At 49.6% G+C, this 25,923-nt stretch carries 21 protein-coding genes; 1 reads left to right on the forward strand and 20 read right to left on the reverse strand.

All coding sequences use genetic code 11. From position 1 onward, the window contains the following. Positions 1–2 precede the first annotated feature (2 nt). The 18 genes from ABDB91_RS08070 to ABDB91_RS08155 form a co-directional block, all read right to left on the reverse strand. Positions 3–491: a DUF456 family protein gene (locus ABDB91_RS08070; RefSeq protein WP_347491090.1), complete on the reverse strand. Its 489-nt coding sequence runs from the start codon at positions 489–491 to the stop codon at positions 3–5. A 451-nt stretch (positions 492–942) separates the two neighbouring features. Beyond that, positions 943–1,320, reverse strand: a complete 378-nt coding sequence (locus ABDB91_RS08075; protein WP_347491091.1) for a hypothetical protein — start codon at positions 1,318–1,320, stop codon at positions 943–945. 16 nt (positions 1,321–1,336) lie between these two features. Beyond that, positions 1,337–2,467, reverse strand: coding sequence for an SAM-dependent methyltransferase (locus ABDB91_RS08080; RefSeq protein ID WP_347491092.1), 1,131 nt, complete (start codon positions 2,465–2,467; stop codon positions 1,337–1,339). Between the two features lie 137 nt (positions 2,468–2,604). Then, on the reverse strand, positions 2,605–4,536 hold the full coding sequence (gene selB / locus ABDB91_RS08085) for a selenocysteine-specific translation elongation factor (RefSeq protein WP_347491093.1): 1,932 nt from the start codon (positions 4,534–4,536) through the stop codon (positions 2,605–2,607). Further along, a complete protein-coding gene (selA, locus tag ABDB91_RS08090; RefSeq protein ID WP_347491094.1) occupies positions 4,533–5,972 on the reverse strand; it encodes an L-seryl-tRNA(Sec) selenium transferase in 1,440 nt (479 codons plus the stop codon). Before selA ends, selB begins: the two co-directional genes overlap by 4 nt. A gap of 101 nt (positions 5,973–6,073) precedes the next feature. Further along, complete coding sequence (locus ABDB91_RS08095; RefSeq protein ID WP_347491095.1) at positions 6,074–7,399, reverse strand: 5'-deoxyadenosine deaminase; 1,326 nt, start codon at positions 7,397–7,399, stop codon at positions 6,074–6,076. A 147-nt stretch (positions 7,400–7,546) separates the two neighbouring features. Continuing rightward, complete coding sequence (locus tag ABDB91_RS08100; protein WP_347491096.1) at positions 7,547–8,218, reverse strand: TrkA family potassium uptake protein; 672 nt, start codon at positions 8,216–8,218, stop codon at positions 7,547–7,549. A 59-nt stretch (positions 8,219–8,277) separates the two neighbouring features. Continuing rightward, a complete protein-coding gene (locus tag ABDB91_RS08105; RefSeq protein ID WP_347491097.1) occupies positions 8,278–9,591 on the reverse strand; it encodes a potassium transporter TrkG in 1,314 nt (437 codons plus the stop codon). 284 nt (positions 9,592–9,875) lie between these two features. Further along, positions 9,876–12,026, reverse strand: a complete 2,151-nt coding sequence (locus tag ABDB91_RS08110) for an acetate--CoA ligase family protein (RefSeq protein ID WP_347491098.1) — start codon at positions 12,024–12,026, stop codon at positions 9,876–9,878. Between the two features lie 237 nt (positions 12,027–12,263). Next, positions 12,264–13,343 carry a cyclic dehypoxanthinyl futalosine synthase gene (gene mqnC, locus ABDB91_RS08115; protein WP_347491562.1) on the reverse strand — a complete coding sequence of 360 codons (1,080 nt, stop codon included), beginning with the start codon at positions 13,341–13,343 and terminating at the stop codon, positions 12,264–12,266. A gap of 95 nt (positions 13,344–13,438) precedes the next feature. Then, positions 13,439–14,272 (reverse strand): menaquinone biosynthesis protein, encoded by an 834-nt coding sequence (locus ABDB91_RS08120; RefSeq protein ID WP_347491099.1) that lies wholly within the window; start codon positions 14,270–14,272, stop codon positions 13,439–13,441. Continuing rightward, on the reverse strand, positions 14,272–15,369 hold the full coding sequence (gene mqnE, locus ABDB91_RS08125; protein WP_347491563.1) for an aminofutalosine synthase MqnE: 1,098 nt from the start codon (positions 15,367–15,369) through the stop codon (positions 14,272–14,274). Before mqnE ends, ABDB91_RS08120 begins: the two co-directional genes overlap by 1 nt. A 24-nt stretch (positions 15,370–15,393) precedes the next feature. Further along, positions 15,394–16,272, reverse strand: a complete 879-nt coding sequence (locus tag ABDB91_RS08130; RefSeq protein WP_347491100.1) for a UbiA-like polyprenyltransferase — start codon at positions 16,270–16,272, stop codon at positions 15,394–15,396. Beyond that, positions 16,250–17,698 carry a menaquinone biosynthesis decarboxylase gene (locus ABDB91_RS08135; protein WP_347491101.1) on the reverse strand — a complete coding sequence of 483 codons (1,449 nt, stop codon included), beginning with the start codon at positions 17,696–17,698 and terminating at the stop codon, positions 16,250–16,252. Before ABDB91_RS08135 ends, ABDB91_RS08130 begins: the two co-directional genes overlap by 23 nt. A 162-nt stretch (positions 17,699–17,860) precedes the next feature. After that, entirely contained in the window at positions 17,861–18,631 is a 771-nt protein-coding gene (locus ABDB91_RS08140; RefSeq protein WP_347491102.1) for a polyprenyl synthetase family protein, read from the reverse strand. Between the two features lie 167 nt (positions 18,632–18,798). After that, entirely contained in the window at positions 18,799–19,179 is a 381-nt protein-coding gene (gene speD / locus ABDB91_RS08145; protein WP_006521981.1) for an adenosylmethionine decarboxylase, read from the reverse strand. A gap of 244 nt (positions 19,180–19,423) precedes the next feature. Further along, on the reverse strand, positions 19,424–21,532 hold the full coding sequence (locus tag ABDB91_RS08150) for a hypothetical protein (protein ID WP_347491103.1): 2,109 nt from the start codon (positions 21,530–21,532) through the stop codon (positions 19,424–19,426). Positions 21,533–21,997: 465 nt separating this feature from the next. Continuing rightward, a complete protein-coding gene (locus ABDB91_RS08155; RefSeq protein ID WP_347491104.1) occupies positions 21,998–22,186 on the reverse strand; it encodes a ferredoxin in 189 nt (62 codons plus the stop codon). Positions 22,187–22,448: 262 nt separating this feature from the next. Between ABDB91_RS08155 and ABDB91_RS08160 the strand changes: the two genes are divergently transcribed. Next, the gene (locus tag ABDB91_RS08160; protein ID WP_347491105.1) at positions 22,449–22,991 is read left to right on the forward strand and encodes a hypothetical protein; all 543 of its coding nucleotides are present in this window, start codon (positions 22,449–22,451) and stop codon (positions 22,989–22,991) included. 24 nt (positions 22,992–23,015) lie between these two features. Here ABDB91_RS08160 and ABDB91_RS08165 read toward each other — a convergent pair whose 3' ends face one another. Both ABDB91_RS08165 and ABDB91_RS08170 read right to left on the reverse strand, forming a co-directional pair. Continuing rightward, positions 23,016–24,266, reverse strand: a complete 1,251-nt coding sequence (locus tag ABDB91_RS08165; protein WP_347491106.1) for an acyl-CoA dehydrogenase family protein — start codon at positions 24,264–24,266, stop codon at positions 23,016–23,018. 65 nt (positions 24,267–24,331) lie between these two features. Beyond that, positions 24,332–25,846: a long-chain-fatty-acid--CoA ligase gene (locus ABDB91_RS08170; RefSeq protein ID WP_347491107.1), complete on the reverse strand. Its 1,515-nt coding sequence runs from the start codon at positions 25,844–25,846 to the stop codon at positions 24,332–24,334. Positions 25,847–25,923: the final 77 nt, after the last annotated feature.

The raw sequence follows: 25,923 nt of genomic DNA on the forward strand, positions 1-25,923 counted from the left end.
TATTAGCCATGGGAGTAAACGGCCCAGAAAAACCAGATAATCATGGTTATTTGGATAGCCAGCTTTACTATAGCTCCGCCCAACAGGCCCAGCAGCGTGCCCACACCGGACCGGAGCGCGTTATTTAACGGCCGTTGATTCAGCAGCTCCCCGCCTACGGCCCCTGCAAAGGGTCCAAAAATAATGCCCGCAGGTCCCAGAAAAATAATGCCCACCAAGGTGCCGACGACACTGCCGTACACGGCATACCTGGAACCGCCGTATCTTTTGACGCCATAAACCCCGGCCAAGTAATCCGTGGCGTATACTAAAGCTGCTGCCAGGGCTTGCCCGATAAAAAAAACGGTATTTAAGGCGGCGAATTTTGTTAGGAAGCCGTAAATCAGCATACCCACCCATATTAATACAGCCCCCGGTATTATTGGCAATAATGAACCGGCCAGACCTACAATAAAAAACAGCACGGCCAGAATCATGGCCAGCACATGCATACGTTCACCTCCAAAAAGCAGGTTTTTAGCGGCACTTTTTTATTATTGTATATTAATTTATTTTGGGCGTCTATATGTTGTTTTATAAATAGAAAAAACGGGGCCCAAGGCCCCGTCAAACATTTAGACTGCATTTTATGTTTGTAAAAATCATGTAGTGGTTTCTGCCCTGATGTCGGGCAGAATGGTAACATTTACAGGTCTTCTGAACAACTTTTCTCCGATGGCGAATTCTCCATTGATTCTTCTTCAGAGGATTTAGATTTTAATGATTCCTGCGATTTGACACTGCCGCATCCGCCCTTGGAATCGCTTGAACTTAAACTTGCATCGGATGAGCTAAATATTTTGGACAAGAGTTCATCACCTCCTGCCCATATTGTACCCGCCGATGCGGCGTTAAATACAGATGATGATGAATTTTAAGGAAATCGCAGTGCATATGAAATTATTATAATGGGCAACTGGCAATGAGTTTATTGACCAGCTGTTCACAAAGGTTCTTAATTTGTTTAATTTGCACGTCTGTTGCATGTTCCACATGGATGCCCGCTACTACCACTACCGGGCAGTTATAATTGATGGCTACTTTTTCCGCCAGTGGCTTAGCAAGTTCATCCTCTTTATGTCCCAGCTCAGGGATAACAATAGAGTTGCAGCTTACTTTTCCTGGTTCGGTTAAACTCGGCCGGGGATGGGTGATTACGGTGGCGCCGATATGCGGCTTATCGCCGCCCAGCAGTTGGATGATCAGGCCCGAAGCGGTGCGTGTTGCAAGCATGTGCACTTCCAGAGGAGGCTGTCCGGCGCGAAAGTGTTTAAATTCCACTGGTACACCTCCTTTACTAGAGGCTTTTAACTTGAACAAGTACTTTGAAAATATCACCCATGCCGCCGGGTAAAACCAGCTGTTTAATGGCGGACGTTACTTTGGCAAGCTCCGGATTGGGTGTGTAGTCCGGTTGTTTTTGCAGGGCATCTAAAATGCCCAGATTTAATAAAAATTGCGGTTGACTGGTAAGTTCTATTTTCTGCAGTCCCAGTTGATGGCCCCAGGTGATCAAAGTGGAAAAATTAACGTGAGCGGTTATATCCTGCCGACCGATATTGATCAAGGGATTGTCAGCCAGATGGTGCTTGTGGAAACAGCGCAGAGTACCGTTAAAACGGTGTTCAGAGTAAAGCTCCCGGGATGTTGCACCGTAGTCAATGGTTAATAGATAGCCTTGCTTTAAGTGGCCGGCTATTTCAGTGAGCCAATTGTGGGCCTGCAGGTTGACTTCGGCTCGCTGGCCGTTTTCCAGCCGTATGTTTTGCATATTGAAGTATTCGGCTAATTTTGCAGTTGATGGAGGTCCCGCAGCCAATTCAAATAAGCTGTGGTCATTGTCACATAGACTTACGTACAGTTCCGCCAGGCCGCTGTCGTTTTGCTCGACCAGGTGCACCGGAAAGGCGTCCACCAGTTCGTTGGCCAATATGCAGCCGTTTTCTATATATCCCGGGTTAATTTCCGTTAGTTTGCTTATCCAGTGGAATTTATTAATTTCCACCCCTGGTCGGTTATCACCCGGAATGGGTTCGGACAGTGTTTTTTGCTGCAATTCTTTTAGCGTGCTGCTGATTTCTATTAAATAATATTCTAGCGCTGCGTGTAAATCGGGGTAATTCCGGTGTATAGCGGTGGTAATGTCTCTGGGCAGAATGCCGGTACCCGGACCGTACTCGGCCACTACCCACCGGTCCGGCCGGCCGTTCGAATCCCACATTTGGTAAAGCCGACGGGCCAGCATGGCGCCAAACAGCGGGCTGACGCCGGGCGCTGTGTAAAAGTCACCGGCTCGCCCGATTTTAGTACCCGGCGATGTATAGTAGCCCAGTTCGGGGTGATAAAGGGCCTGCTCCATGAACCGGGCAAAGGTGATGGGACCGCCTGAAGTTATTTCTTGTTGAATAATGCCGGACAGAACAGACACTATAACCACTCCTTGTCAAGGCAATATATAAGGCTGTCTTCATTACCGATCATCTGTCAATTCCGAGACGCCCACTTCTGTAAGTGGGCGTTCCTATTTTTATTTCAGGTGGGGTGAAATCCCCGTCTGAATGCCGGTTATCCATTGTTTTTCTCTCCGGACAATGATCTTCCGGCCACACGCTTATCCCCTACCCGCCGGGTAATTTTTTCACGATCCAGATACTCCAGCAGCGGCAGCGCGTATTTACGGGAGGTTTGCAGTAGATCCCGTACCTCGCCCAGTGATAACTCTCCTTTTTGGGCCAGGTGGTCTTTTATTAGCTCCACGGCTTCCGCCAGGGCACGGTGGTGGAAGAACAAGCCCTCCGCTATTTTTACCAGCGTACCTTGTGTCAGCAGGTAATTTAGCAGCTCCATGTCATTCTTGTTTATCCCTGCTTCCCGTGTTGCTTCATCCCAACCCGGAGGTTGATACGGAGCAGCCAGATAAATTTTTTCCAGCTGTTTGATTCCCGTACTCTGGGCGGGACTGGGTTGCGGGTTGAATCCGCGGACGGCCACGCTATTGGCTCGTAAATCAATACTGCCTTTTTGTTCCAGGTGCACCAGCAGCATTTGAAACTGCTTATTGTTCTGGGCGGTGAATAAACGGGAGCGCAGTTCCTCCTTGGGATATCCTTCCCGCAAGGGGAATTTCTGATGGTAATCCAGCAGAGCTTGTTTTATTTTATCTTCCCATCCGGCCAGTATCCGGGGTGGTATGTAAGCTTTTTCTCCTTCGTAGACCAACTCTACAGCTTGTCCATGGTCCAGCAGTTCCTGCAGTGCTCTGCCTGTTATATCCGCAGCCAGGTTTGTTCCCGCGCATAAATCGGCCGGTGTGCATAAACGGGCGCTTGCCGTTAGGAATTGCTCCAGTAGTTCGGCAGGGGTACCCTTTTCCGCGGTAGCCAGTGCTTTGATAAGCTCGTCCCGGTAACGCTTGTGTTTGACGGCGGTGGGATCAACGACAAGTCCGCCGCCGATGGTGCGCATAGGCGAATAGGAACGAATCACCAGGTGGTCTCCCCTGGCCGCCACTGCCGGTTCCTCTAACTGTAACTGTATGTAAGCCTGAGCGCCCGGTTCCAGCTCCTCGCGATCCAGCAAGATCACCCGGGCTAATATTTCAGCAGTGCCCAGGTATACCCGTACCCTGGCCCGGTGCTTTAAAGGTCTGGGAGCGCTCGGTAAAAAGCGCAATTTAACATCCAGCCGGTGGGATGGCTTAAGGCTGCCCGGTACTGCCAGTACTTGGCCGCGTTTAAGTTCGCCGGTTTCCAGTCCGGATAAGTTAATAGCCACTCGCTGGCCGGCTTCGGCTGTATTCATCCTGTGCCCGTGCACCTGGACATTGCGTACCCGGTACACTTCGCCGGCCGGGTAAATTTGCAGGCTGTCTCCGGTGTTTATTTGACCGGTAAGCAGTGTGCCCGTGGCCACGGTGCCAAAGCCGGTAACTGTAAATACGCGGTCCACAGGCAAGCGCGGCGGTCCGGTAGATGACCTTTCTTTTATATCGGCGGCCAGTTGATTAATCTCGCGCAGCAGTTCGCCAATGCCTTCGCCGTTGACGGCGGATACGTTAATGAGCGGCGCCTGCTCCAGTACGGTGCCTTCTAAAAAATCGTGGATATCTTCGGTGACCATGTCCAGCCATTCTGTGTCTACCAGATCTTTTTTGGTAATCACCACCACACCTCGTTTGATATCGAGGAGTTGGATAATGTCCATATGTTCCCTGGTCTGGGGCATGACTCCTTCGTCGGCGGCGATGACCAATAAAACAATATCTATACCGCCTACCCCTGCCAGCATGTTCTTAATAAATCTTTCGTGACCGGGCACATCAATAATGCCTGCGGTTTGACCGCCGGCCAGCTTAAGATAGGCAAAACCCAATTCTATGGAAATGCCGCGCTCTTTTTCTTCCTTGAGCCGGTCGGTGTCCACACCCGTCAGTGCTTTGATGAGCACTGTTTTGCCGTGATCCACGTGGCCAGCCGTACCAATAATAATATGTTTCACGAGGGAGCACCTTCCTTGAGCACGCCGGACAGTACTTGCACCAAGGCGCTTTCCTCGCCGGGTAAAATGGCGCGCATGTCCAGAAGCAGTTTCTCATCCTGCAGTCTGCCGATTACCGCGGGCTCGGACTCCCGCAGTATACCGGCCAATTCATCAACCGTCATGTTCCGGGGGGCCACTTCCACTGCCCATGAGGGTAAGTCGGCGGTAGGCAGCGCTCCCCCCCCCACCGCAGAGGGTGTTTGAACCGGAGTAAAAAAAGCCTCCGCACCGGCTGTGGCGTTCAGTTCTTCACTTAAAGTTTGTGCTTTTTGCCGAAGTAAATTATTGTCTGCGGTGAGCATATCCAGGGTGGGGATGTGCTGCCACAGTGTTTGCGGATCAATGTATTCCCGCAGGGTGGCTTCCAGGGCGGATACGGTAAACTTATCGATACGTACCGCTCTGGTCAGCGGGTTTTTTTTCATGCGGTCCAGGTATTCTTTTTTGCCCACGATAATGCCCGCCTGGGGTCCGCCCAGCAGCTTGTCCCCGGAAAAGGTGACCACATCGGCACCGTCCTTGACCACCTGTTGTACGGTGGGTTCCGCAGGCAGCCCGCGGCCGGACAGGTCAACCAGTGATCCGCTGCCCAAATCGCACATAACCGGCAGTTGGGTGATCCGGCCCAGTCCAACCAGCTCGGCAGTGGATGTTTCCCTGGTAAAGCCTATAATACGGTAATTGCTTGTATGTACTTGTAATAATAATGCGGTTTGGGAAGTGATGGCTTTCTGGTAATCGGTAACATATGTTTTGTTTGTGGCGCCGACTTCCACCAGGCGGGCACCGCTTTGGGCCATTACTTCGGGTATGCGAAAAGAACCTCCTATTTCCACCAGCTGTCCCCGGGAAACAATAACTTCTTGCCCCCGGGCCAGGGTGCTGAGAGCCAGCAATACGGCGGCAGCGTTATTATTCACTACCAGCGCCGCTTCGGCTCCGGTCAGTTGGGTAAGCAATTGTTCCACCGGGGCGTAGCGCGACCCCCGTTTGCCGGTGGCCAGATCCAGCTCCAGGTTGGAATAACCCGAAGCGGCATTTATAATAGCTTGCCGAGCACTTTCCCCAAGCACGGAACGCCCCAAATTGGTATGCAGTACCACTCCGGTGGCATTGAGCACCCGGCGAAGATTGGAGCGTTTTTGGGAGTGGGCCCGATAGACTGAATTTTTTACAATGATGGACATGAGAAAATCACGGGCCTGTTGTTCTTGTTGAATCAGCAGCCGGCCTGCCGCAAGTTCTTTTCTCAATTGGCTAATGCTGTCCCTGATCGCTTTTAGCACCAGCGGTCGCGGTGTTGACGAGGTTAAGTCGGCTATGGCGGGGTCTTTAAACACTTCGTCCACCGCGGGTATTTGCCTTAATAAGTATGTGTGGTTATTTACAGACATATAGAACCTCCCGATATTACTGTCTTAAACATTATATGGCAGCGGAACTTGTGACGCAAGGGGAGTGCGGCGCACGGAGTTATTTCGGGATTCCTTAATTGTTAAATTCCAATCCGCTTGCGCACCCGTTTAATGGCGTTTTGGCACTGTACCATCACGTTAGCCTCGTCTATGGTGGCTAGCCGTCCATTTTCATACACAATTTGCCCGTCCACCATAGTCAGTGTAATATCGCTGCTCCTGGCCTGGTAAACCAGTTGACTGTATATGTCGGTTTCGTTCAGCGGTGCACAATGCAGATTGTTTAAGTTGACCATGGCCAGATCGGCTTTATTGCCTGCTTCCAGCGAACCGATTTGCTGTTCCAAACCCATTGCCGAAGCTCCTCCCAGTGTAGCCAGCTCGAATGTTTGCCGGGCAGGCATGGCTGTGGGGCCGTGCAGTGGTTTTTGGATTAAGGCTGCGGTACGCATTTCCACGAACTGATCCAGATTATTGTTGCAGGGAGCACCGTCGGCCCCTATAGATACGTGTATCCCCAGGTCCAGCATTTGGGGTATCATGGCTATTCCCGAACCCAATTTAAGGTTGGAGGAGGGACAGTGTACCACTCTGGTGCCGCTGCGGCGCAGTATTTCCATCTCTGCGTTGTCCAGCCAGATGCAGTGAGCAAGAATTAAATTGTTGCCCGTCAGGCCAAGATGATCAAAATAGACAATATTGCGCATTCCTCGCTCAGCCTGCACAATAGCGATTTCGTCGCGGTTTTCCGAGGCGTGGGTATGTACTGCTACGTTGTATTGGCAGGCTAAATCGCGGATCTGAACCAGCATGGCCTCACTGCAGGAAATGGCAAAACGGGGGTTAAATGCGTAAAGCAATCTTCCTTCGCCCGCGCCATGCCATTTTTCCAGCAGGTCAACGCTTTGTTGTATTGAAGTATCGGTTTTTTCCAGCAAGCTGCCGATCCCTTCCGGTCCGCGGTCCATCATACATTTGCCGCTGACAGCCCGAATGCCTGCATCTAAAATAGCCTGAAAGGCGGATTCGGTATGGTGTACAGTTTCCATGTCTATAATGGAGGTGGTGCCGCCCCGAAATAACTCGCCGATGCCCAATAAAGCCGAGTAATATATGGATGCGGGGTCATGGGCCCCTTCAAGAGGCCAAATGCGGGTTTGCAGCCAGTCCATCAGCGGTATGTCATCAGCCTGGCCCCTGAAAATTGTTTGACAGAGGTGTACATGGGTTTGGATCAATCCGGGAATAATCACTTGCCCTCGCGCGTCAATCACTCGGTCAGCGGTACGGCAGCCGTTTCCAATGCAGGCAATGCGGTCGTTCTCCACCAGCAGGCTGCCTTGCAGTACCTGCCGATCAGGGTTCATTGTGATGATCAGAGCGTTGTTAATTAATATACTGGACAAAGGCGCTCTCTCCTTTTCTAAATCTTAAATACCGTTTATGCCGGTAGTGCAGCGTTATGCTGCTTCGCTTGAATATGACTTGTGGAATTATCGAAGCTAATAAGGTTAAACAATGTTATTTAAAACTATCGTGTCACCTTTTGCCCTTTATCTCTTTTTATTGCCGAAGTTAGCATCTTCAAATTTATGCAGTTTGGTTTTCCGGCCGAAGACGACCATGATGTCGCCTTTATTAAGTCGGGTGGCCGCCGTGGGCTGAACCGGTTCATTACCCTGATATACGATTAAAATCCACATGCCGAATCGGTTGGAAGTGTTAAGCTTTTCAAGTGTTTTATCTGTAAAACCCGGTCCCACTTCCAATTGTTCTACTACAAATCCCCGGGGTAATTCCAGCATGTCGATTTCCGCTTCAGTGGATATAACGTGGGCCAGACGGCGGCCCATATCCCGCTCGGGAAATACGACCCGGTCGGCCCCCATCTTTTCTAATACAACCCCTCTCCTTTGATTAGGCGCTTTTACAGATACCTTAACTCCTGCATCTTTTAAAATGCTGGTGGCAATTAAGGCGCCTTCGAAATCTGTACCCATAGCCACCACCGCCTCATCAAAATTCTTTTCACCAACAATTTTTACCAACTCATCATCATTATCTCCTACATCGAAAATTGCACCTGAAACAATCATATTTCGTACATCATCCAAATTTTCTTCGTTTTGGTCAATGGCGAAAATGTCATGTCCTCTGTCATAAAGTCCCTCAATGACACCCCGACCAAAACGGCCCACTCCAATAACCAAGACGGATTTTTTCACGGTACTGAATGCACCTGCCTGAATTTGAATTTAATTTTTTTCTTTTTAATTTTAACGTACTAGCCGATAATAATATCCTCTTTCATATACCGGAAACGTTGTTTCTCTGTGCCGGCCAGCACGATTATTATAGTTAAAACACCTATGCGGCCTACAAACATTAGAAGCCCGATTAACAGCAAGCCAAAAGGAGACAATTGGGATGTAATGCCCATAGATAGGCCAACCGTTGCCATTGCGGAAACTACTTCAAACAGTACCGGCATAAACGGCAGATCTTCCACAACCATGAGCAGCAGTGTGCTGACTGCAATCAGCATACCGGCCATGACTATTACAGTAAATGCTTTGGTGACGCTTTCCGGAGCAATTTCTCTTTCAAAGAGCACCACTGCTTTTTTGCCTCGGACAATAGACCAGGCAGCTAAAACGGTCGTGCCAAAGGTGGTGGTCTTGACTCCTCCGCCCACGGAACCCGGACTGGCCCCGATGAACATCATGATAATCATTAAAAAAATAAATGGTTCACCCCAGGACGACAGCGGAACGGTAGTAAAGCCGGCTGTGCGGGTTATTGTTTGAAATAGACTGGTTATTATTTTATCTTCCAAAGGTACATTCGCAAGAGTATGCTGATATTCAGCAGCTAAATAAAAAACGCTGCCTGCCAGAGTAATGGCGCCGGTGACCAGTAATACCATGCGGCTGTGCAAGCTGAGTCTGCGCCAATTGCGCACTGAAAGCAGTTCTTGTAAAACAACGTAACCAAGGCTGCCCAGAATAATCAGTGTCATAATTACCAGGTTGACGCCCAAGTGATAGCGGAAGGGTTCCATGCTTTGCCCGGTTAAGTCAAAGCCTGCACCGTTAAACGCGCTTACCGCGTGAAAGGCTGTGAACAGCAGTCCTTCAATTAGACCGTTATTCCATACGCTGGGAATAAGAAAGCCTAATAATATCGCGCCTATGCCCTCCAGCAACAGGGTTAGTAAAATGATGCTGCGCGCCAGGCGTACTACTCCCGATATATTAAAATAATTGCGGTCCTGGGCAATCAGCATACGATGGCCCAAATGAATACGCAGTCCCAGCATGGTTAATGTGATGGTGGCCAGAACCATGAGCCCCAGTCCGCCGATTTGCATTAGCACCAGCAGTACCATATGTCCGAACATAGTCCAGTGACCGGCGGTGGTAACTACCGTCAGCCCGGTTACGGTAAGCGCGGAGGTGGCGGTAAACCAGGCTTGCAGCAGATCGGCGGTCCCCGGTTGCGTGTATGATACCGGCAGCATAAGTAATAATGTGCCTATCAGGTCGACCAAAGCGTAGCTGATTACCAGTAATTGCCCCGGTTTTAGTTTGTTTGTCATACTAACCTCTGTTTTGTGTGCACCAGTTGTACCGCATCATGGTTGTAATTAATATTATCTTTGCAGTTAATGTCTTCGATTTTAGAATACCAAAAGAAGCAGGCAATAACAATGATTGTTGAAAAATATGTCATAACAAAAAAGCGTTCTATAGTATTTAATACTACAAAACACTTTTATATTTTAATATTCAACAGGTTGATATTATATCTCATGGAATATTTATTATGCGAATATCTCATATGCCGGCTTACGTTTATCGTTGAACGCTGCAGCGCGGTCTTTTACTTCATTACTATTAGCGCGTCAGCTGCACAGGCGCCTTGACCTTCAGGAAAAACAATGAGCGGGTTAATATCTAGTTCGGCGATGCCGGGGAAATCCCGGGCCAGGCATGCTGTTCGCTGAATAATTTCCACCAGTGCTTTTTTATCGGCGGGAGGCTGGCCGCGCAGGCCGTCGAGTACACGCCGACCTTTCAGTTCGCTAAGCATTTCTACGGCGTCCAGTGATGAAACGGGGACCACTCTAAGGGCGATATCTTCCAGCGCTTCCACGAATATACCCCCCAGCCCGACCAGTACTGTGGAGCCAAATATGTTGTCGTTGCCAATACCTACAATCATTTCCGTACCGCAAGGCAGCATCTGCTGCACCAGTACGCCTTTAATATCGGCGCTGGGATTATAGTTCCCGGCATTATCCATTAATTTACGGAAACTGCTGCGCACTTCAATGGGGGTGTTGATATCCAGCAGCACTCCTCCGGCATCGGTTTTGTGCAGTATGTCGGGTGACTCTATTTTCATTACTACCGGGTAGCCGATGGCTCCGGCTGCGGTTACGGCTTCTTCTGCCGTGGTAACCAGCTGTTCCGTGGTGGTTGGTATACCGTAAGCCCGCAGTACTTGTTTGGTGGTGTACTCGGACAACTTGGCGCCGGGCGATAGATTATCCAGTATGGCGGCTGCCTTATTCTTGGACTCCTCCGGTATTATCGGTCCGGCTGATTTGCTTTTCTTGCGGGATTGTACGAAATGGTGGTAATTCGCCAGTGTGGCCAGACCCTTGATAATGAAATCAACTTCCCGGGCTGCGGGGGTCAACTGACTGTTCATATACTGCAAGGCATCCTGTACCGCCTTTTCCGGGCCCCAGGACAGGTTGAAAACGGGTTTGTCGGTGCGGCGTCCCACCCGGATCATTTGATCCAGATTGCTTCGGTCGCCGAACTCGGTCCAGTAGGCCACGATCATCATATCCACATTCGGGTCACTGATTACGATTTGAGCGCACTGCTCCAAAAGCCCGGGCTGGGTCATGATGGCCGAGGTGATGTCTACGGGGTTGGCGGTGGAAGCAAAGTCGGGCAAAAGAGCTGCCAGGGCCGACCTGGTTTTATCTTGCAGGGGCACAACTTCCAGTCCGTAATGAGCACATTTGTCCGCCAGCATAACTCCGCTGCCGCCCGAAGTGGCCAGTATGGCTGTTCGCTTGCCCCGAGGTATTTTATTATTGTGCATTACGGAGAGCATCGTTTGAAATTCCTCCAGGTTTTCTACCCGGATAATGCCCTTTTGTCTAAACACAGCGTTGTATACTTTCTCGGAGCCCACCAGCGCGCCGGTGTGTGAAGCGGCAGCCCGGGCCGCTGCGGGATAGCGGCCTGCTTTCATAAGCATGATGGGTTTGCTGTTGGCAAGGGCCATGTCTGCGGCCTGTAAAAATTTTTGTCCGTCCTTAACGCCCTCCAGGTAGCCGCCGATTACACGGGTATGGTCATCGGTAGCCATATAGCCCAGGTAATGGGAAAACTCTAAATCTGCTTCATTGCCGGTGCTTACAAAATGGCTGAAACCGTAGCCCTTCTCTTTGATCAGTTCGTAAATAGCCACCCCAAAGCCGCCGCTTTGGCTGATAAAGCCCAAATAATCGGGTACCAGCACTTTATCGGGCAGGTCGGTAACCGCGAAATTAGCCATCAGTGCGTTTTGGGCGCTGAAAATGCCCATGCAGTTGGGACCGCATATGCGCATGCCGGTTTCACGGGCCAGCGTGGTCATCTGCCGCTGGATGGCCGCACCTCCGGAGCCTACTTCGGCAAATCCCGAGGTGAATATAATTACTCCCCTGACATCTTTGGCCGCACATTCCTCAAGAGCGGACATAGTCATGCGAGCGGGTACCGCGATAATACACAGATCCACTTGATCCGGGATGTCCTTTAATGAAGGGTAGCAGGGTAAGTTCAGTAAAGTATGATAATTGGGGTTCACCGGGTATACTCGTCCCTTAAAACCGCAGCGGGTTAAGGAGACTAACGGCTGGCCGCTGGGCTTGGCCGGATTGCTGGACGCTCCGATAATAGCGATAGATTCGGGTTTAAAAAGAGGGAGTAAGCTATTTATTTCTTTAAGAAAATTCGCCGTACTCATTTAACTCCTCCTTAATTGTTACTAATGAATGAACATTCACTCTGTTTAGAATTATTTTATCATAAAATATAGCAAATAGTAATAATTATTTCAGTAAGTGGCATTGTTTTGATTGCGGAATAAATAACAATCCCGTGCCGCTGTTCAAGGCACGGGGATAGATGTTTTCTTGACTAATGATATAGATCCAAGCGGTTAACCGGCACATATGGGCGAGACCGGGGGTGGGCGAATTCTTTAATCGAATTCTTTAATAATGGTGTAATCGGTGCGGCGTTGAGCAGGCATGAAACCGGCGTCGGCGATGCACCGGTGGATTTCTTCCAGGGGTACCCGGTAAGTGACTCCGGCGGCTCGCACCACGTTTTCCTCAAGCATAGTGCTGCCAAAGTCATTGGCTCCAAAGGTCAGGGCCAGCTGAGCGATTTTAGCACCCTGGGTAACCCAGGAAGCCTGGATGTTGGGTATGTTATCCAGCATAATACGGGCGACGGCAATTGTTTTCAGATACTCCACTCCCCCGGCGACAGTTCCTCCCAGTTGTGTGTTGCGGGGTTGGAAGCTCCAAGGGATAAAGGCGGTGAAGCCGCCGGTGGCGTCCTGCTGTTCCCGCACTCGCACCATGTGCAAAACTCGCTCGGCGGCGGTTTCCACATGACCGAACATCATGGTGGCGGTAGTTTTCAGCCCCAGGCGGTGGGCGCCGTCCATTACATCCATCCACAGCCGCCAGCCTATCTTGTTGGGACTGATGATCCGGCGCACCCGGTCCACCAGTATTTCGGCACCGCCGCCGGGCAGTGAATCCAGTCCCGCCTCTTTTAGCCGGGCCAGCACCTCCGTAATGGACAGTCCCGACCGGCGTGAAAAGTGAACGATTTCCGGCGGAGAAAAGCAATGGTTATGGATGTGAAACCGCGCTTTAATAGATCGAAGCATATCCACATAAAAGTTTAGCGGCAGATCCGGGTGCAGGCCGCCCTGGATAAGCAATTCCGTACCGCCTACGACCAGAGTTTCTTCAATTTTTTTATACAGAGTGTTTTTGTCCATTATATAAGCATCGGTATCGCCGACTTGGCGGTAAAATGCGCAGAAGCGGCACCGGCAGGCGCATATGTTGGTGTAATTTATGTTACGGTCTATGATATAGGTGACCCTTCGCTGCGGGTGCAACCGCTGTCTGATGGCGTTGGCCGCGTGACCAAGTGCAAGTAATTCACCTTTTTCCAGCAAAACAGTGCCCTCCGAAGCGGTCAGCCGCTCACCGGTCAAAGCTTTTTGCAGCAGTTCGGGTACTTCTGTCGAATATTTAATGCTTTGTCACCTGCCTTGTTGTTAATATTTAGCGTTAGATGCATTGTTGTTCTCAATACAGCCTGTTTAATTGAAATGGTGCCCCGGGCATTCGTTTAAAAAATATTAAGCTTTACGCGTTCTTCAATAATGCCGCTTTTGTAAGCGTAATCGAAGTAAGTAAGCAGTGCCTTTTGCTCTTCTTCGCCCAGTTCATGGTGGATGGTATCCAGGTATTTATCCACTACCTCAAATGGTAATCCGGAACGCTGCCGGGCTTTATCAATCAGTGCTTTCCTTTGGGACCAACCGGTCTGCTTTGCTTCGTAAAGCAGACCGGCCATTTGTTCAATGACATGCGGTGCGGTCCGGGCCAGGGCGGTATGAGCCACCCACACGGCGTAAACCATTTTCTGTCCGGTAAATTCCTTCCAGGCTTCGCCCAAGTCGGTGACAATTAGTTTCCGGTGGTCGCTAAGCACTTGCTGGTGGGCTTGCATGGCGTCATCACCAATGAGCAATGCCCCGTTCGCTGTGGAAAGCATAGTGTTTAGGTCCGGGGCGGCGCTGATCAGTTCCACATCTACATGGTAAAAGTGCTCAAATAATATGCGCAGCAGCACCACCGAGGTGGCGGAGGAAGTGGTTACGGCAATAGTTTTGCCCTCCAGTTCGGTAGGCTGCAAGTGACTGAAGAGAAGAATACTTTCCACCCGACCGTCGGCACTAATGGACAGGTTGGGCAAAATAATGCATTGGTCGGCATGCCTGGCGTATTCAATAGAAGAAATGGGGGTAATATCCAGCTCTCCTTTTAAAAACATTTTATTTAAGTGACTGGGCGGTCCTTTGACCAATTCTATATCGCTTACCAGCAGACCTTCCTCCAAGGCGTGGTAAACCGGTATGCAGTTAATGTATTCAACCTGTCCCAGGCGTATTCCGGGCATTAAAAACCCTCCTCCACTACATTGTAAAGCGTATCGCGCTGCACTGGTCTAAAGCCTGCGCTTTTTATCAGGTGTATCAACTCATTTTTCGTCATGGACTGTCCGGTATCGGCACCGGCGTCGTGGGCGATTTTTTCTTCCACCACAGTGCCGTCCAGGTCGTCCACGCCAAAGGATAATGATATTTGTGCCAATTTTGCTCCCACATAAATCCAAAAGGACTTGATATGGTCAAAATTATCCAGCAGCAGTCTGGCTATGGCCAATACTTTTAGATCGTCATAACCGGTTGTGCCGGACATCCCCAGGGATTCCAGAGACGTGTTCCGTGGGTGAAACGCCAGGGGAATGAAGGTTAAAAAGCCACCGGTATGGTCCTGTAATTCTCGCAGGCGGAGTAAGTGATCCACTCTTTCCTCAATTGTTTCCACGTGTCCGTACAGCATGGTGGCATTAGTGCGCATACCCAGCTCGTGAGCGGCCCGGTGTACCGACAGCCAGGTGTCGCCGTCTATTTTATTGGAACAGATAATTTTTCGCACTCGAGGGGCGAATACTTCCGCACCACCGCCCGGCAGCGAGTCGAGGCCCGCCTCTTTTAAGGCAGCCAGCACTTGTCGGCAGCTCATGTGGTGTTGCCGGGCCAGGTATTCAATTTCTACCGCAGTGAGTGATTGAATTACAACCCCGGGCAATGCCCGGCGCAAACGCTGCATCATTTCCAAGTAGTAATCCAGAGTTAAATCAGGGTTTAGCCCGCCTACGATGTGTAATTCAGATAGATTAAGATTGGCGCAAGATCGGGCTTTGGCTTCTATTTCATCCAGAGTCAGGGCGTAGGCGCATACGTCGTTCGCATCACGGCCGAAGGCACACAGCTGGCATCGGTTGACGCATATATTAGTATGGTTAATATGCCGGTTGGCGATAAAATATGTTTTGCGGCTGTTTTTTCTCAACCGTACCATATGGGCCATTTGGCCGATAGCCAGTAAATCATTTGATTGGAAAAGCACCAGGCCATCCTCGGCAGAAAGCCGTTGGCCCGCGGCAACTTTAGCGGCTACGGCTGTAAGGGAAGCGGAGCTGCTTGACAGAGTAATCCCCCCTATTATTAAACGCTACCATATCTGTACAGGCACCAGTATATCCAGCAGTGTAAAACAAAACATGACTACACTAAGTGTGCCGTTTAAATTGAAAAAAGCTACCCCGGCCCGGGTCAGATCGCCCGGGGTAACCAGTTTATGCTGATAAAAGAGCAGGGATACCGCTATGGTAAGTCCCGCCAAATAGAACACGCCAAGGTGCAGCAGCACTCCCACTGTCAGGAACAGTAGTGGTGCTATAATATGAAAAACAGCGGATATTTTAAGCGATTTGGCGATTCCGAACCGGGACGGAATGGAATGGATGCCGTATTCTTGGTCGAAATGATAATCGTCACAGGCGTAAATTATATCAAAACCCGCGACCCAAAATAGCACACCCAAGCCCAGCAGCACCGGAGCGGTTTGGAATTGACCCGCTATGGCTATCCAAGCCCCCAGCGGGGCCAGACCCAAAGTTAACCCCAACCATAAATGACAAGTCCAGGTAAACCGTTTGGTAAAGGAATAAAATGAGAGTGCTGCCACGGCTGCCGGAAACAGGTGAAAAGCCAGTGGCGAAAGCTGGTAGGCGGCATAAAACAAAAGAGCAAAGGATAGTATTGTATAAACCCATACTTCCCCCACGGACAGCATCCTTTTGGGCAGGGCGCGGCCGGCTGTGCGAGGGTTTAGGGCATCGATATGCCGGTCAATAATTCGGTTCAGTGACATGGCCGCGGTACGGGCGCCAACCATTGCCAGAGTTATCCAAAGCAAATCGACGCCGGCGGGTAATTTTTTAGCCACCAGCAGTGTCCCCATGTAAGCAAAGGGTAGGGCAAATATGGTGTGCTCAAATCGAATCATATCCAAGAAAACTTTGGTTCTATTGGGTATTGCCAAAGCCATAACTCCGCCACTTCCTATCCACTAGTTCCTTAATCCGGGGCGACATCACAATATCGGGGGGCCACTGGCGCGTGTGTCCTTCCGCCGCCGTCTTAACGGTGGCGTCGACGCCCATTTTAGAACCGTAATGGGGCAGCGGGGATGAATGATCCAGAGCGTCCAGCGGGCCGTCCACTATCAGCACATCCCGGCGCGGGTCGATATTGTTAAATACCCGCCACATAACTTCGGAGGTATTTTGTACGTCCACATCCGCGTCTACTATAATGATCAGCTTGGCCAACATCATCAGGCCCATGCCCCACAGCGCGCACATTACCTTTTTAGCCTGGCCGGGGTAGTTTTTGCGGATGGAAACGAGCACGCAATTATGAAAAACGCCTTCGGGCGGCATGTTCATATCCACTACTTCGGGCAGCTGCATACGCATCAGCGGTAAAAATATACGCTCGGTAGCCTTGCCCAGGTAGGCGTCCTCCATAGGCGGCCGGCCGACTATAGTAGCGGGGTACACCGGGTTCTTGCGCTGAGTGACGCAGGTCAGGTGGAATACGGGGTACTGATCCGCCAATGAATAGTACCCTGTGTGGTCGCCGAAGGGCCCCTCCAGTCTGGTTTCCGCCGGGTCAACATACCCTTCCAGAATAATTTCCGCTCTGGCCGGTACCTCAAGGTCCACTGTTTCGCACTTAACCAATTCCACCGGTTCTTTGCGCAAAAAACCGGCCAGCAGTATTTCATCAATACCGTGCGGCATGGGTGCGGTGGCGGCGTAAATGGTGGCCGGATCGGCGCCGATGGCAATAGCTACGGGCATTTGGCCGCCCTTCTTGCGATAGTGCTCGGCGGCATCTTTATGGATATGCCAGTGCATGCCCGTGGTCTGATGGTCAAAAACTTGCATCCGGTACATGCCTACATTGCGGCGGCCTGTCACCGGGTCTTTGGTGAATACCAGGGGCAGCGTGATAAACGGTCCGCCGTCTTCGGGCCAGCAGTACAGCACCGGCAGTTGGGCCAAAGACGGTTTATCTTTGATTACTACTTCTTTGCATGGACCGGTGCGCACATGTTTGGGTAAAAATGAAGCTAGCTGAGCCAGTTTGGGTAAAGTTCTTAATTTATCCATTAATGTGGCGGGCAGCTCCGGCGGCTGAATTATTTTTGTTAATTCGTCGCCGATTTGGTCCAGAGAGTCTACTTCAAGCGCCAGTTGCATTCTGGACAGTGAGCCGAAAGCATTGGTCAAAACGGGCATGTTATAGCCCTTGACGTTTTCAAACAACAGTGCGGGACCGTTTTGTTTGCTCACCCGGTCGGTAATTTCGGTTATTTCCAGGTGGGCGTCTACTTCGGCCGTAATTTTTTTTAAAAGCCCTTGTTTGTCCAGTTTATCTATAAAAGCGCGTAAATCGGGATAGGCCAAACCATACACCCGCTTTCTTTATATATATCAAATTCCAGGACTCCCACTATAGTGGAAGTTACTATTCTTACCTCATGTGGGGCAGCATCCCCATCTGAAGCGCCGATAAGCTCTGATGTTCAGCTTTGGCTGAACGATTTTACTGACTTCTGTAGTACTTGCTTACACTACCATGCGTTTGGCCGTAGTATTTTCATCGCTGATTAAACCAAGTAAATCCCGTAGGCTCTCTTTATCTTTGCTGTATGGCAGCTGCTTTAATGTAAGATGGGCTTTTGTTGTATAATCACTTATTTGTTGTGTTGAAGCGCCCCTTGACAGCAGCCCGAAAGCCATGCCCAGATTAAGCCCCAAATGATAGAGTTTATCCTTAGCGGTGCTGTCGGCACCGGCTAAATCGGCACCGAGGCAGGCGGCACAGGCTAACAGCTCTGCATACTCGCCGCGGATAACTTCGTTATATGCCAGCGGATCGGTAGTCGCCAGATCCGGATTTCTCAATATCATGATCCCGTTTTTATTAATTGTACAAATAAGCTCCGCCATGTTTTTCAGGTAATGCACAATACCGGCGTCGCACAGGGTGGTAAAAAACTTGCCGTACAGGTAATCGCCTACCAGTACGGGAAACTGGTATCCGGTACGGATATCAACCGTTTTTTCTTGGCCGGAGTCGTCTTCCGTTAGCTTAATATGCACTTGGGAAGCCATATAAATAAACTGTATTACGGCTGCCAAGGCAACGGCCTGCCGATTGGCCGGACAAAATAAACGGTGGCAAATGAGTACCAGGGCGGGCCTTAAATTAATATATAAGTAATTGAAATCCTGTCTAACATAGTCTTTAATATTACTTGTTTTAATAAAAAAATTTTTGTGTATTAGCTTTTGTACTTTGTCCAAGTCATCGCTGATATGCTGAAAAATGTGCATTTGCAGGTGCAGCCTCCTTTGCTTTAAACAATAATATATTCGGTGCTGCAATAAAATTTCCTTCCGGCAATGTATTTTTGCCTTTAAAAAGCAATGACCTTGCGTTATCAATCAAACGGCAAGGTCATGCTAATCTTCACTTAAGTTGGTACTAATAAAAATCCCTCCTAAAGATTTACGGCTTCCTGATGCGGTATATCAGGAAGGATACCCCGTTTTGTCTCTTTAGCTGTGAGATGCTTGGCGCAGAATTGTTCGGTTAAAAAATTGCACGCATCCCAGGGATCCACCTTGTCCCCACAGGTAAATACGTCAACGGCAGCATAACCCAGTTCCGGCCAGGTGTGAATGGCCAAATGTGATTCTGAAATTACGACCACTCCACTGACCCCCTGCGGGCTGAATTTATGGAATACAAATTCTCTTACCTCGGCGCCTGCCTCAAGGGCTGCGTTTACCATTATTTTTTCCACTTTGCCGATATCATTGAGAATATCGTATTCACATCCATAGATTTCAGCTAGTACATGGCGGCCCAAAGGTTTCATTCTAATTATCTTCCCCCTTATTTGTCGTTTTTTAACTGGCCTTCGGCGGTGTAAATTACCTGCCGTGTTCCAATCAAACTCAATTTTAGCATAAAATCATGTAATGTCAACAAAATTTTATGTGTGGTTGTGATTTATCTCAATTAGGACTGCTTTTTAATTGGATACCTTTAGTTTACTCTGTTTTGCTTATATGCTTAATTTAAAATTTGCGTTATTAGCCCGCAGTGTTAAAAAAATTCACTTATTGCACATTGATATGCAGCATGCGGATAACCAGGTAAAGCAGCGGCGGAGCACCATAAATCATAGCGGTGGCCGCGGCTACTATACCCGAGTCGTTAAAAATAAGTGCCGTGATACTGGCTGCAGCCACACCGATAAAACCTTTATAAATGTCGGCGTAGCGGACAAAAACTTGCTGCATAACCCCCACCGGCCTATAAAATAGGATAATCAGACTGGCCAGGCTGGCCAGGAAAACCCGGCTCCAGATGGTGTATTTAATTAGTTTTATGTTCATACTTACTTTACGATAAATGATGTTTATGATCTCGCTCGGACCGTTCTGCCAGATCAAATTAGCCGTGCGTCCGATATGAGATTGGGATTCCAACGGTCGTTGCAGATCGTAAAAGATTAATAGCAGCAGAAAGAAGCCGACCGCAAAAGTCGTTTTAAGAATCGTCTTAATGTTAAGTTTGACATTTGCCAGCAGCAAAAAGGTAATTAAAAACGAAAAAGCTCCCGCTAATGAACCTCCTACGTTTGTGCCTCTTTCCGGAGCGGCGATGGCGTATAAAGTTATTAAAAAGTAAAGACCGGTAACAGCTAAAAGTGTTTTGCGGTTGACAGCGGTCAGACGGGTGATCAGAGCGGTTGTACCGATGATGGTGGAGCCGATCAGTACGCCCATGTATTCGTTGCCTATACCGTAAAACCTGGCCCCCGCAATTGGATGATAGCCCAGCAGTGAATTTTTCTGCAGTGGTGCGCCCAAAAAAAGATCGGCGATAATGCACAGCGATGTAAATAAGCTGATGATGATAAACGGGTCCAAATCATTGGCGTAGTTATCCAGCCATAGATAAATGACAGCCGTAATGCCTACGGTTAAAGCAATTATTTCAATAAGCAGCACCGCCGGAGACCCGTTTGGCAGCACTGCAACCAGCAGCAAGGCCACGGGCACGGCCATTACTGCCAGTAGCAGTGGTTTTAGCGCCAGCATTAATGCGTTGATCCGGGGCAAAAAAATAGCTATCAGAGACAGTAGCACCAGTATAAGCTGCAGCAATACGTAATTGCGCAATACCGGTGTGCGAGTCTGGTAGGTTTGTTCCAATTGTTCGTACAGAGAAGAAAGCCTGGTCACATTTTGATTTGCGTGAATGGCCTGCAACGAGCGCCCGTATATTTGTGCCGTCGTGTCTAAATTATAAAAATCAAGTACAGTGGCGGCCAAGTCGGTATTTCTTATTATCCCGGGCCGCCGGGTGGTGGGCGAGGTTAGGATGCCCGGCTCGATGGCACTATTTACGGCCAGCACCGGGGTAATATAATTAGTGCCCGGTAGATAGTTGCCTTTGGGTGTGGGCGAAACAATCAGCAATAGATCCCTCTTGGTATCCATTTGGCTGAGCAGAGAGGTTGTAAAAGCAGCTACCCGTGCCAGTGTTTCTCTGCGTTTGTCTTGAAGTACTTTTTCCTCCAGGTATTCACCTTCTCTTTCCAATCGTTCCAGGTCACCCAACTCCACTGTGATCAAACCGGGGTTCTTCCGGTACTCCGGCAGCAAGGTTAGTATTTTGTCATAATCGGTTCGCACCCCGCCGGGAAAAGAAGGGTCATGGACTAATAAATGATCGCTTACATTGCCGTTGTCCACTAGGCCATCTTCATTCATAGCCAGCGCCACTGCCGGGCGGACGGATTTTTCGCTGCTGTCGGCGTTGCCCAGCACGGATACCGTCAGGAGGTTGTCTTGCAATATAGTACCCAGCAGGCCCGGTATAGCTGAATAATCGTTCTGCTCATTTGTCTTTTTTATGCGTTCAATGTCCAATTGGAGTACGGATCCTGCGGGCGCGGTCAGCCCGGTTCGCTGTTGGAATATTTCACCGGCTGTGATGCCCAGTAATGTTTCCCGGTCATTTAGTCCATGCGTACCGGTGCCCGAAGCGTTAACGGGGGCGCCTGCACCTATTGAGGCGTAGGAACTGTCTGCTGTTAAGCTGCCTTCCACTCCCACACTCATTAGACCCAGAGCAGCCCGCCCGGTTATGTCATTAAAGATATCCGGGTGATTAACCAGGTCTTGTATTGCTAACCGGTCAACGGTTAGCATGTACACATGGTTTGCCTCCGAGGCATATTCGGTAAGCTCGGGTCGGGGCAGGCCAAATCCATATACGGACGGTATTGCGGGGCCTTTGTCCGCGCTGGACGGCCAAAATGCGCAGACTGATATGGTTATTGCCGATATAAGCAAAATGACCCAGAGGGATGATCTTTTCACGTATAATTTCCCCTTTGGTTAAAATAACATTCTCTATTATAGCTGAATTATAAAAGGCTGGCTAGTAAATTGGGCAAAAATTTCCTAAACTAAGTTAAACAGACTTTGGCTATTCAATCTTTCAACACAGGCAAGAAAGTGAATCCGTTCAGCTAAAGCTGGACATCGGGACTACAGGTGGGGATTCTACCCCACCTGTAGCAGCCAATAGGAACTCCCGCTTGCAGAAGCGGGAGTCTTGGAATTTAATAAAAAGCACGGCTGATTCAGAACAGCAGCCGTGCCCGGGTGATATAGCCTTTAATTAATGGTTATGGCGTCCGTGGGGCATCCCTCGGCGGCCTCTGTCGCTTGCTCCTCCAGATCAGTGGGAATTTCGTCCACTACAGAATGGGCTTTTTCATCATCGTTCCAATCAAATACATCCGGGCAGGTATCTATACAAGCCCCGCAGCTAATACAAAGGTCCTGGTCTACTTCAGCATGCATTTATGATGCACCTCCGGCTTATATTATTGCTAAAACGGTAGTAGTTTGGCACTTTTACTAGAATATTATGCCTGCAAGAGATTATTTTGATAAAATTTTAACGGTTCGGGTGCTTGGCCATTGTCTGCCGGTATAGGGATGGTTGACAAAAATTGCTGGCTCCCCAATAATTGTATAAGGAATATTCTTCAGCGTTAGTCTGTGTCCGACAGTTGAATAATAATTACCAGCGGGGAATTATAAACTTGTAGAAGTTTTTTCGTTGAGGGAAGGAACGGTGCCTGAAATGTCCAGTCAAGCTGCTGATCAGGCCAAAAGAAAGTGGCTTATTTTTTTAATCTTTGCACCAGGAATTTTTTTTATTGTTTACTGGTTGGCCACCCAGACCGGCGATCGGTCCGGGGTGCCGACAGTAAAACTGCCTACTCAATATGCATTGCTGGGAGAGCAGGTTAATTTTAACGGGGAGCGTTACGCAGTCCGGGGTGGTAAAAACATTTTTACCGATACAGTGGATTTAGCAAATAATGTTGCCGTTGCGGAGCCGGGGCGGGTATTTGTAGGGTTGGCCCTAATCACCGATGCCACAGTAGACAGGGCCAACGTGCAGGTAATTGATGGGCAAGGACGCACTTATAGTCCTTTGGATGTGAGCAAGACAATAGTGGTCCGTAATTTCGGGCTGCAGGGTACCGAAAGTCATCTGTATATGTTCAAGGTCGATTCCGGGCCGGAGTATTATTTCATCCGGGTGAATGGCGATGCGCTTTTAACTTGGCGCTTTGACAACAGTTATAAAAAGTAGCCGGTAGTAATCGTATTATTTTCGCTACTCGTATATTTTCTCGTCCGCAGCTGCAGCCTCGGCAGCGTCGAGTTCGTAGTCTCTTTCCGCTCGCTTCTTTTGGGCTTTATAGTATTCCCGGTACCATTCATGAGCGGTAATCAGCGACATTACCTCGCTGGTGCCCGTCCAGATGGAGGCCAGACCCAGGTCTCGATTGATGCGTTCCACAGGGAATACATTGGTGTAGCCGATGCCGCCCATGATCTGCATAGCGTTGCGGGCCGCCTTTTGACAGGACTCGGTAACAAACTTTTTGGTTTCGCTGACCAGGCGGCGCACCCGATTGCTGTCGATGCCGCCATCCACGGCGCGGCAGGTGGTATAAACAAGTGAGCGCGCGGCGTCAAGCAGCATGACCGCCTCGGCTACCTGGAAGCTGACACCCTGGAACTGGTTGATCACCTGGCCAAAGGCTTTGCGCCGTGAAGTGTAGCGGGTGGCAATGTCCAAGGCGGGCCGGGCCGCGCCAATGGTCATGGCTGCGGTACCCAGGCGTTCGGGTATCATCATGGTATTAAATACCGCATAGGCGCCGTTTAGTTCGCCCACGATATTTTCTTTGGGGACTACGGCATCTTTAAATACAATACGTCCGGCCCCGCCGCCCCGGCAGCCCATAAGCCCGTACAAATATTCCACGCTAACGCCGGGGCCGCGGTCCACGATAAAGCAGGTTAGCGCTTTGTGGGGATGAGCCTTGGGACTGTGGTCGGTTCGGGCGTAAACCAGGAAATAATCCGCCCCCTCGGCACCCACGATAAATCGCTTTTGTCCGTTTATTAAATAATAGTCACCTTTATCCTCGGCCATTGTTGTGGTACCAAAGAAGTCCGAACCTCCCCGGGGTTCAGTGAGACATTCAGCGGCAAATATTTCACCGGCCAGCAGCGGCTTTACGTATTTCTCCTTTTGTCCGTCGGTACCATGCCGGACAATGGCGTCACAGACCAGCTCGGCCCCTACGCCGAAAGTACAGGCGAAAATGTAGCCTAAAGTGCCTACCTCTTCCATTACCATAGCCGTGCTCACCCAGTCCATTCCCCGTCCTCCCCACTCTTTGGGGTAACGGCAGCCCAGCAGGTTGCGCCGTCCGGCCTCCTGGAGAAATTCCTCGGGGAACTGGATCTTGTCCTGATCCATATCCAGGATCATTTGGCGGGGCACCCACCTGACCAGTTCTCTGACCTCATCACGCAGTTTAAGCTGTTCTTCATTTAATATATAATCAAACATGGCATTTGTCCTTTCGTGGGGTATTAAGTAAATTTATTAGATAGTTGATAAGTACTATTCCACTGCTAACGGCATTGGGTATTTTTTTCGCGTAATTCAAATTTTTTCACTTTGCCGGTTGGGGTGTGGGGCAGCGTGGCGGTAAAATGTATATCCCTCGGAATTTTGTATTTAGCCAGTTTTTCGACCAGATACTCCTTAAGTTCCTTTTCATTTACAACTGCATCCGTTTTTAGCACTACAAATGCCACCACCGTCTCACCCCATTGGTTATGTGGCTGTCCGATTACCGCGGCTTCCATTACACCGGGATGGCCGACGATGGCGTCCTCTACTTCTTTTGAATATACATTTTCACCGCCGGTGACGATCATATCCTTTGTGCGGTCCACAATATAAAGGTATCCATCATTGTCCAGACGGGCAACATCGCCGGTTTTATACCAGCCGTTGCAAAAGGCCTCGGCGGTGGCCCGGGGGTTCTTGTAATAACCTGCCATGATGCTGTCCCCTTTAAGCCATATTTCACCCGTTTCGCCCGGGACAGCCGGTTCGGTATCACTCTTCATGACTCGCAGGTCCGCCCCTGGCAGAGCATTTTGTCCTATGGAGCCTGCTTTGCGTATCTGATCCCGGGGGAATAATACAGTACCCGTTGGGCCTGCCTCGGTCATGCCGTATACTTGGAAGAAATTATCGCTTTGGTACTTTTCCATTAACATAACGACCGTATCGCCGGCAATGGGTCCGCCGCCGTAGATCCAGCAGCGCATGGAGGAAAGGTTGAAATCGCTAAAATTGGGTACAATCTGCAAAGGCATGATATAACTAATGGGTGCGCCAAAATAGATAGTGCATTTTTCATCTTGTACTGCCTGTAAAAAGCGTAAAGGGTGATAATCGCGGAGCAACACCGTGGTGGCACCCATGAATTGGGCCCCTATGAACCAGTTGTTCAGTGGCGAGGAATGCCATATGGGCATAGCCATTAACAGGCGATCCTGTTCATCCATTTTCATGGCCAGAGCACCGGTGATGCCGGCGAAGATAACGTTTTTGTGGCTATGCAGGCAACCCTTGGGTTTACCCGTTGTGCCGGAGGTATAAAGTATTTCAGCCAGATCATGATTTTCTATTGATACGGGAGTAAATGCCGGTGCCTTATCCAGAAGCTTTTCAAAACTCTCAAACCCTTCGGCGTCCGAATCAATGGCGACCATGCGTGCCCGAACCGAGACTTTCCTGACCACTTCGCCCAGCATACCGTCAAAAAAGAGAGCTTTAGCCTCGCTGTGCTCCAGTATGTAGCTGACCTCCGGGGCGGCAAGTTTATGGTTGACCGGGACTACTGCCGCTCCCGCCTTCAGCGCCCCGTAAAACGCTACGACGTAGGCCGGGGTATTATAGCTCATAATGGCGACCTTATCACCCTTGGTCACTCCCCAGGATTGTAACAGTCCGGCAGCCTCCTCAGCCCGGGCATACAATTCGGCAAAAGTCAGTCCCTGACTGTTATAGCGCAAACAATCCTTGTCTGCGAATTTGGCGGCATTGCGCTCTAACATGTCGACCAAATTCATTTTTATCCCTCCTTTAGCTATTCGCCGGTTTATCAATTGTTATTAGCAATTGACATAATTATATCAATTTGTCATAA

Origin of the sequence: Desulfoscipio sp. XC116 (assembly GCF_039851975.1) — a bacterium.
In the GTDB taxonomy this organism is placed as follows: Bacteria; Bacillota; Desulfotomaculia; order Desulfotomaculales; family Desulfallaceae; genus Sporotomaculum.

Excerpts from the sequence above, each read along its gene's own strand:
- speD (WP_006521981.1), bottom strand. The coding sequence starts at position 19,179 with ATGAAACCTTTGGGCCGCCATGTACTAGCTGAAATCTATGGATGTGAA.
- ABDB91_RS08140 (WP_347491102.1), bottom strand. The coding sequence starts at position 18,631 with ATGCACATTTTTCAGCATATCAGCGATGACTTGGACAAAGTACAAAAG.
- ABDB91_RS08070 (WP_347491090.1), bottom strand. The coding sequence starts at position 491 with ATGCATGTGCTGGCCATGATTCTGGCCGTGCTGTTTTTTATTGTAGGT.
- ABDB91_RS08130 (WP_347491100.1), bottom strand. The coding sequence starts at position 16,272 with ATGGCTTTGGCAATACCCAATAGAACCAAAGTTTTCTTGGATATGATT.
- ABDB91_RS08105 (WP_347491097.1), bottom strand. The coding sequence starts at position 9,591 with ATGACAAACAAACTAAAACCGGGGCAATTACTGGTAATCAGCTACGCT.
- ABDB91_RS08165 (WP_347491106.1), bottom strand. The coding sequence starts at position 24,266 with ATGTTTGATTATATATTAAATGAAGAACAGCTTAAACTGCGTGATGAG.
- ABDB91_RS08155 (WP_347491104.1), bottom strand. The coding sequence starts at position 22,186 with ATGCATGCTGAAGTAGACCAGGACCTTTGTATTAGCTGCGGGGCTTGT.
- ABDB91_RS08170 (WP_347491107.1), bottom strand. The coding sequence starts at position 25,846 with ATGAATTTGGTCGACATGTTAGAGCGCAATGCCGCCAAATTCGCAGAC.
- ABDB91_RS08120 (WP_347491099.1), bottom strand. The coding sequence starts at position 14,272 with ATGCCCGGAATACGCCTGGGACAGGTTGAATACATTAACTGCATACCG.
- ABDB91_RS08110 (WP_347491098.1), bottom strand. The coding sequence starts at position 12,026 with ATGAGTACGGCGAATTTTCTTAAAGAAATAAATAGCTTACTCCCTCTT.
- selA (WP_347491094.1), bottom strand. The coding sequence starts at position 5,972 with ATGTCTGTAAATAACCACACATACTTATTAAGGCAAATACCCGCGGTG.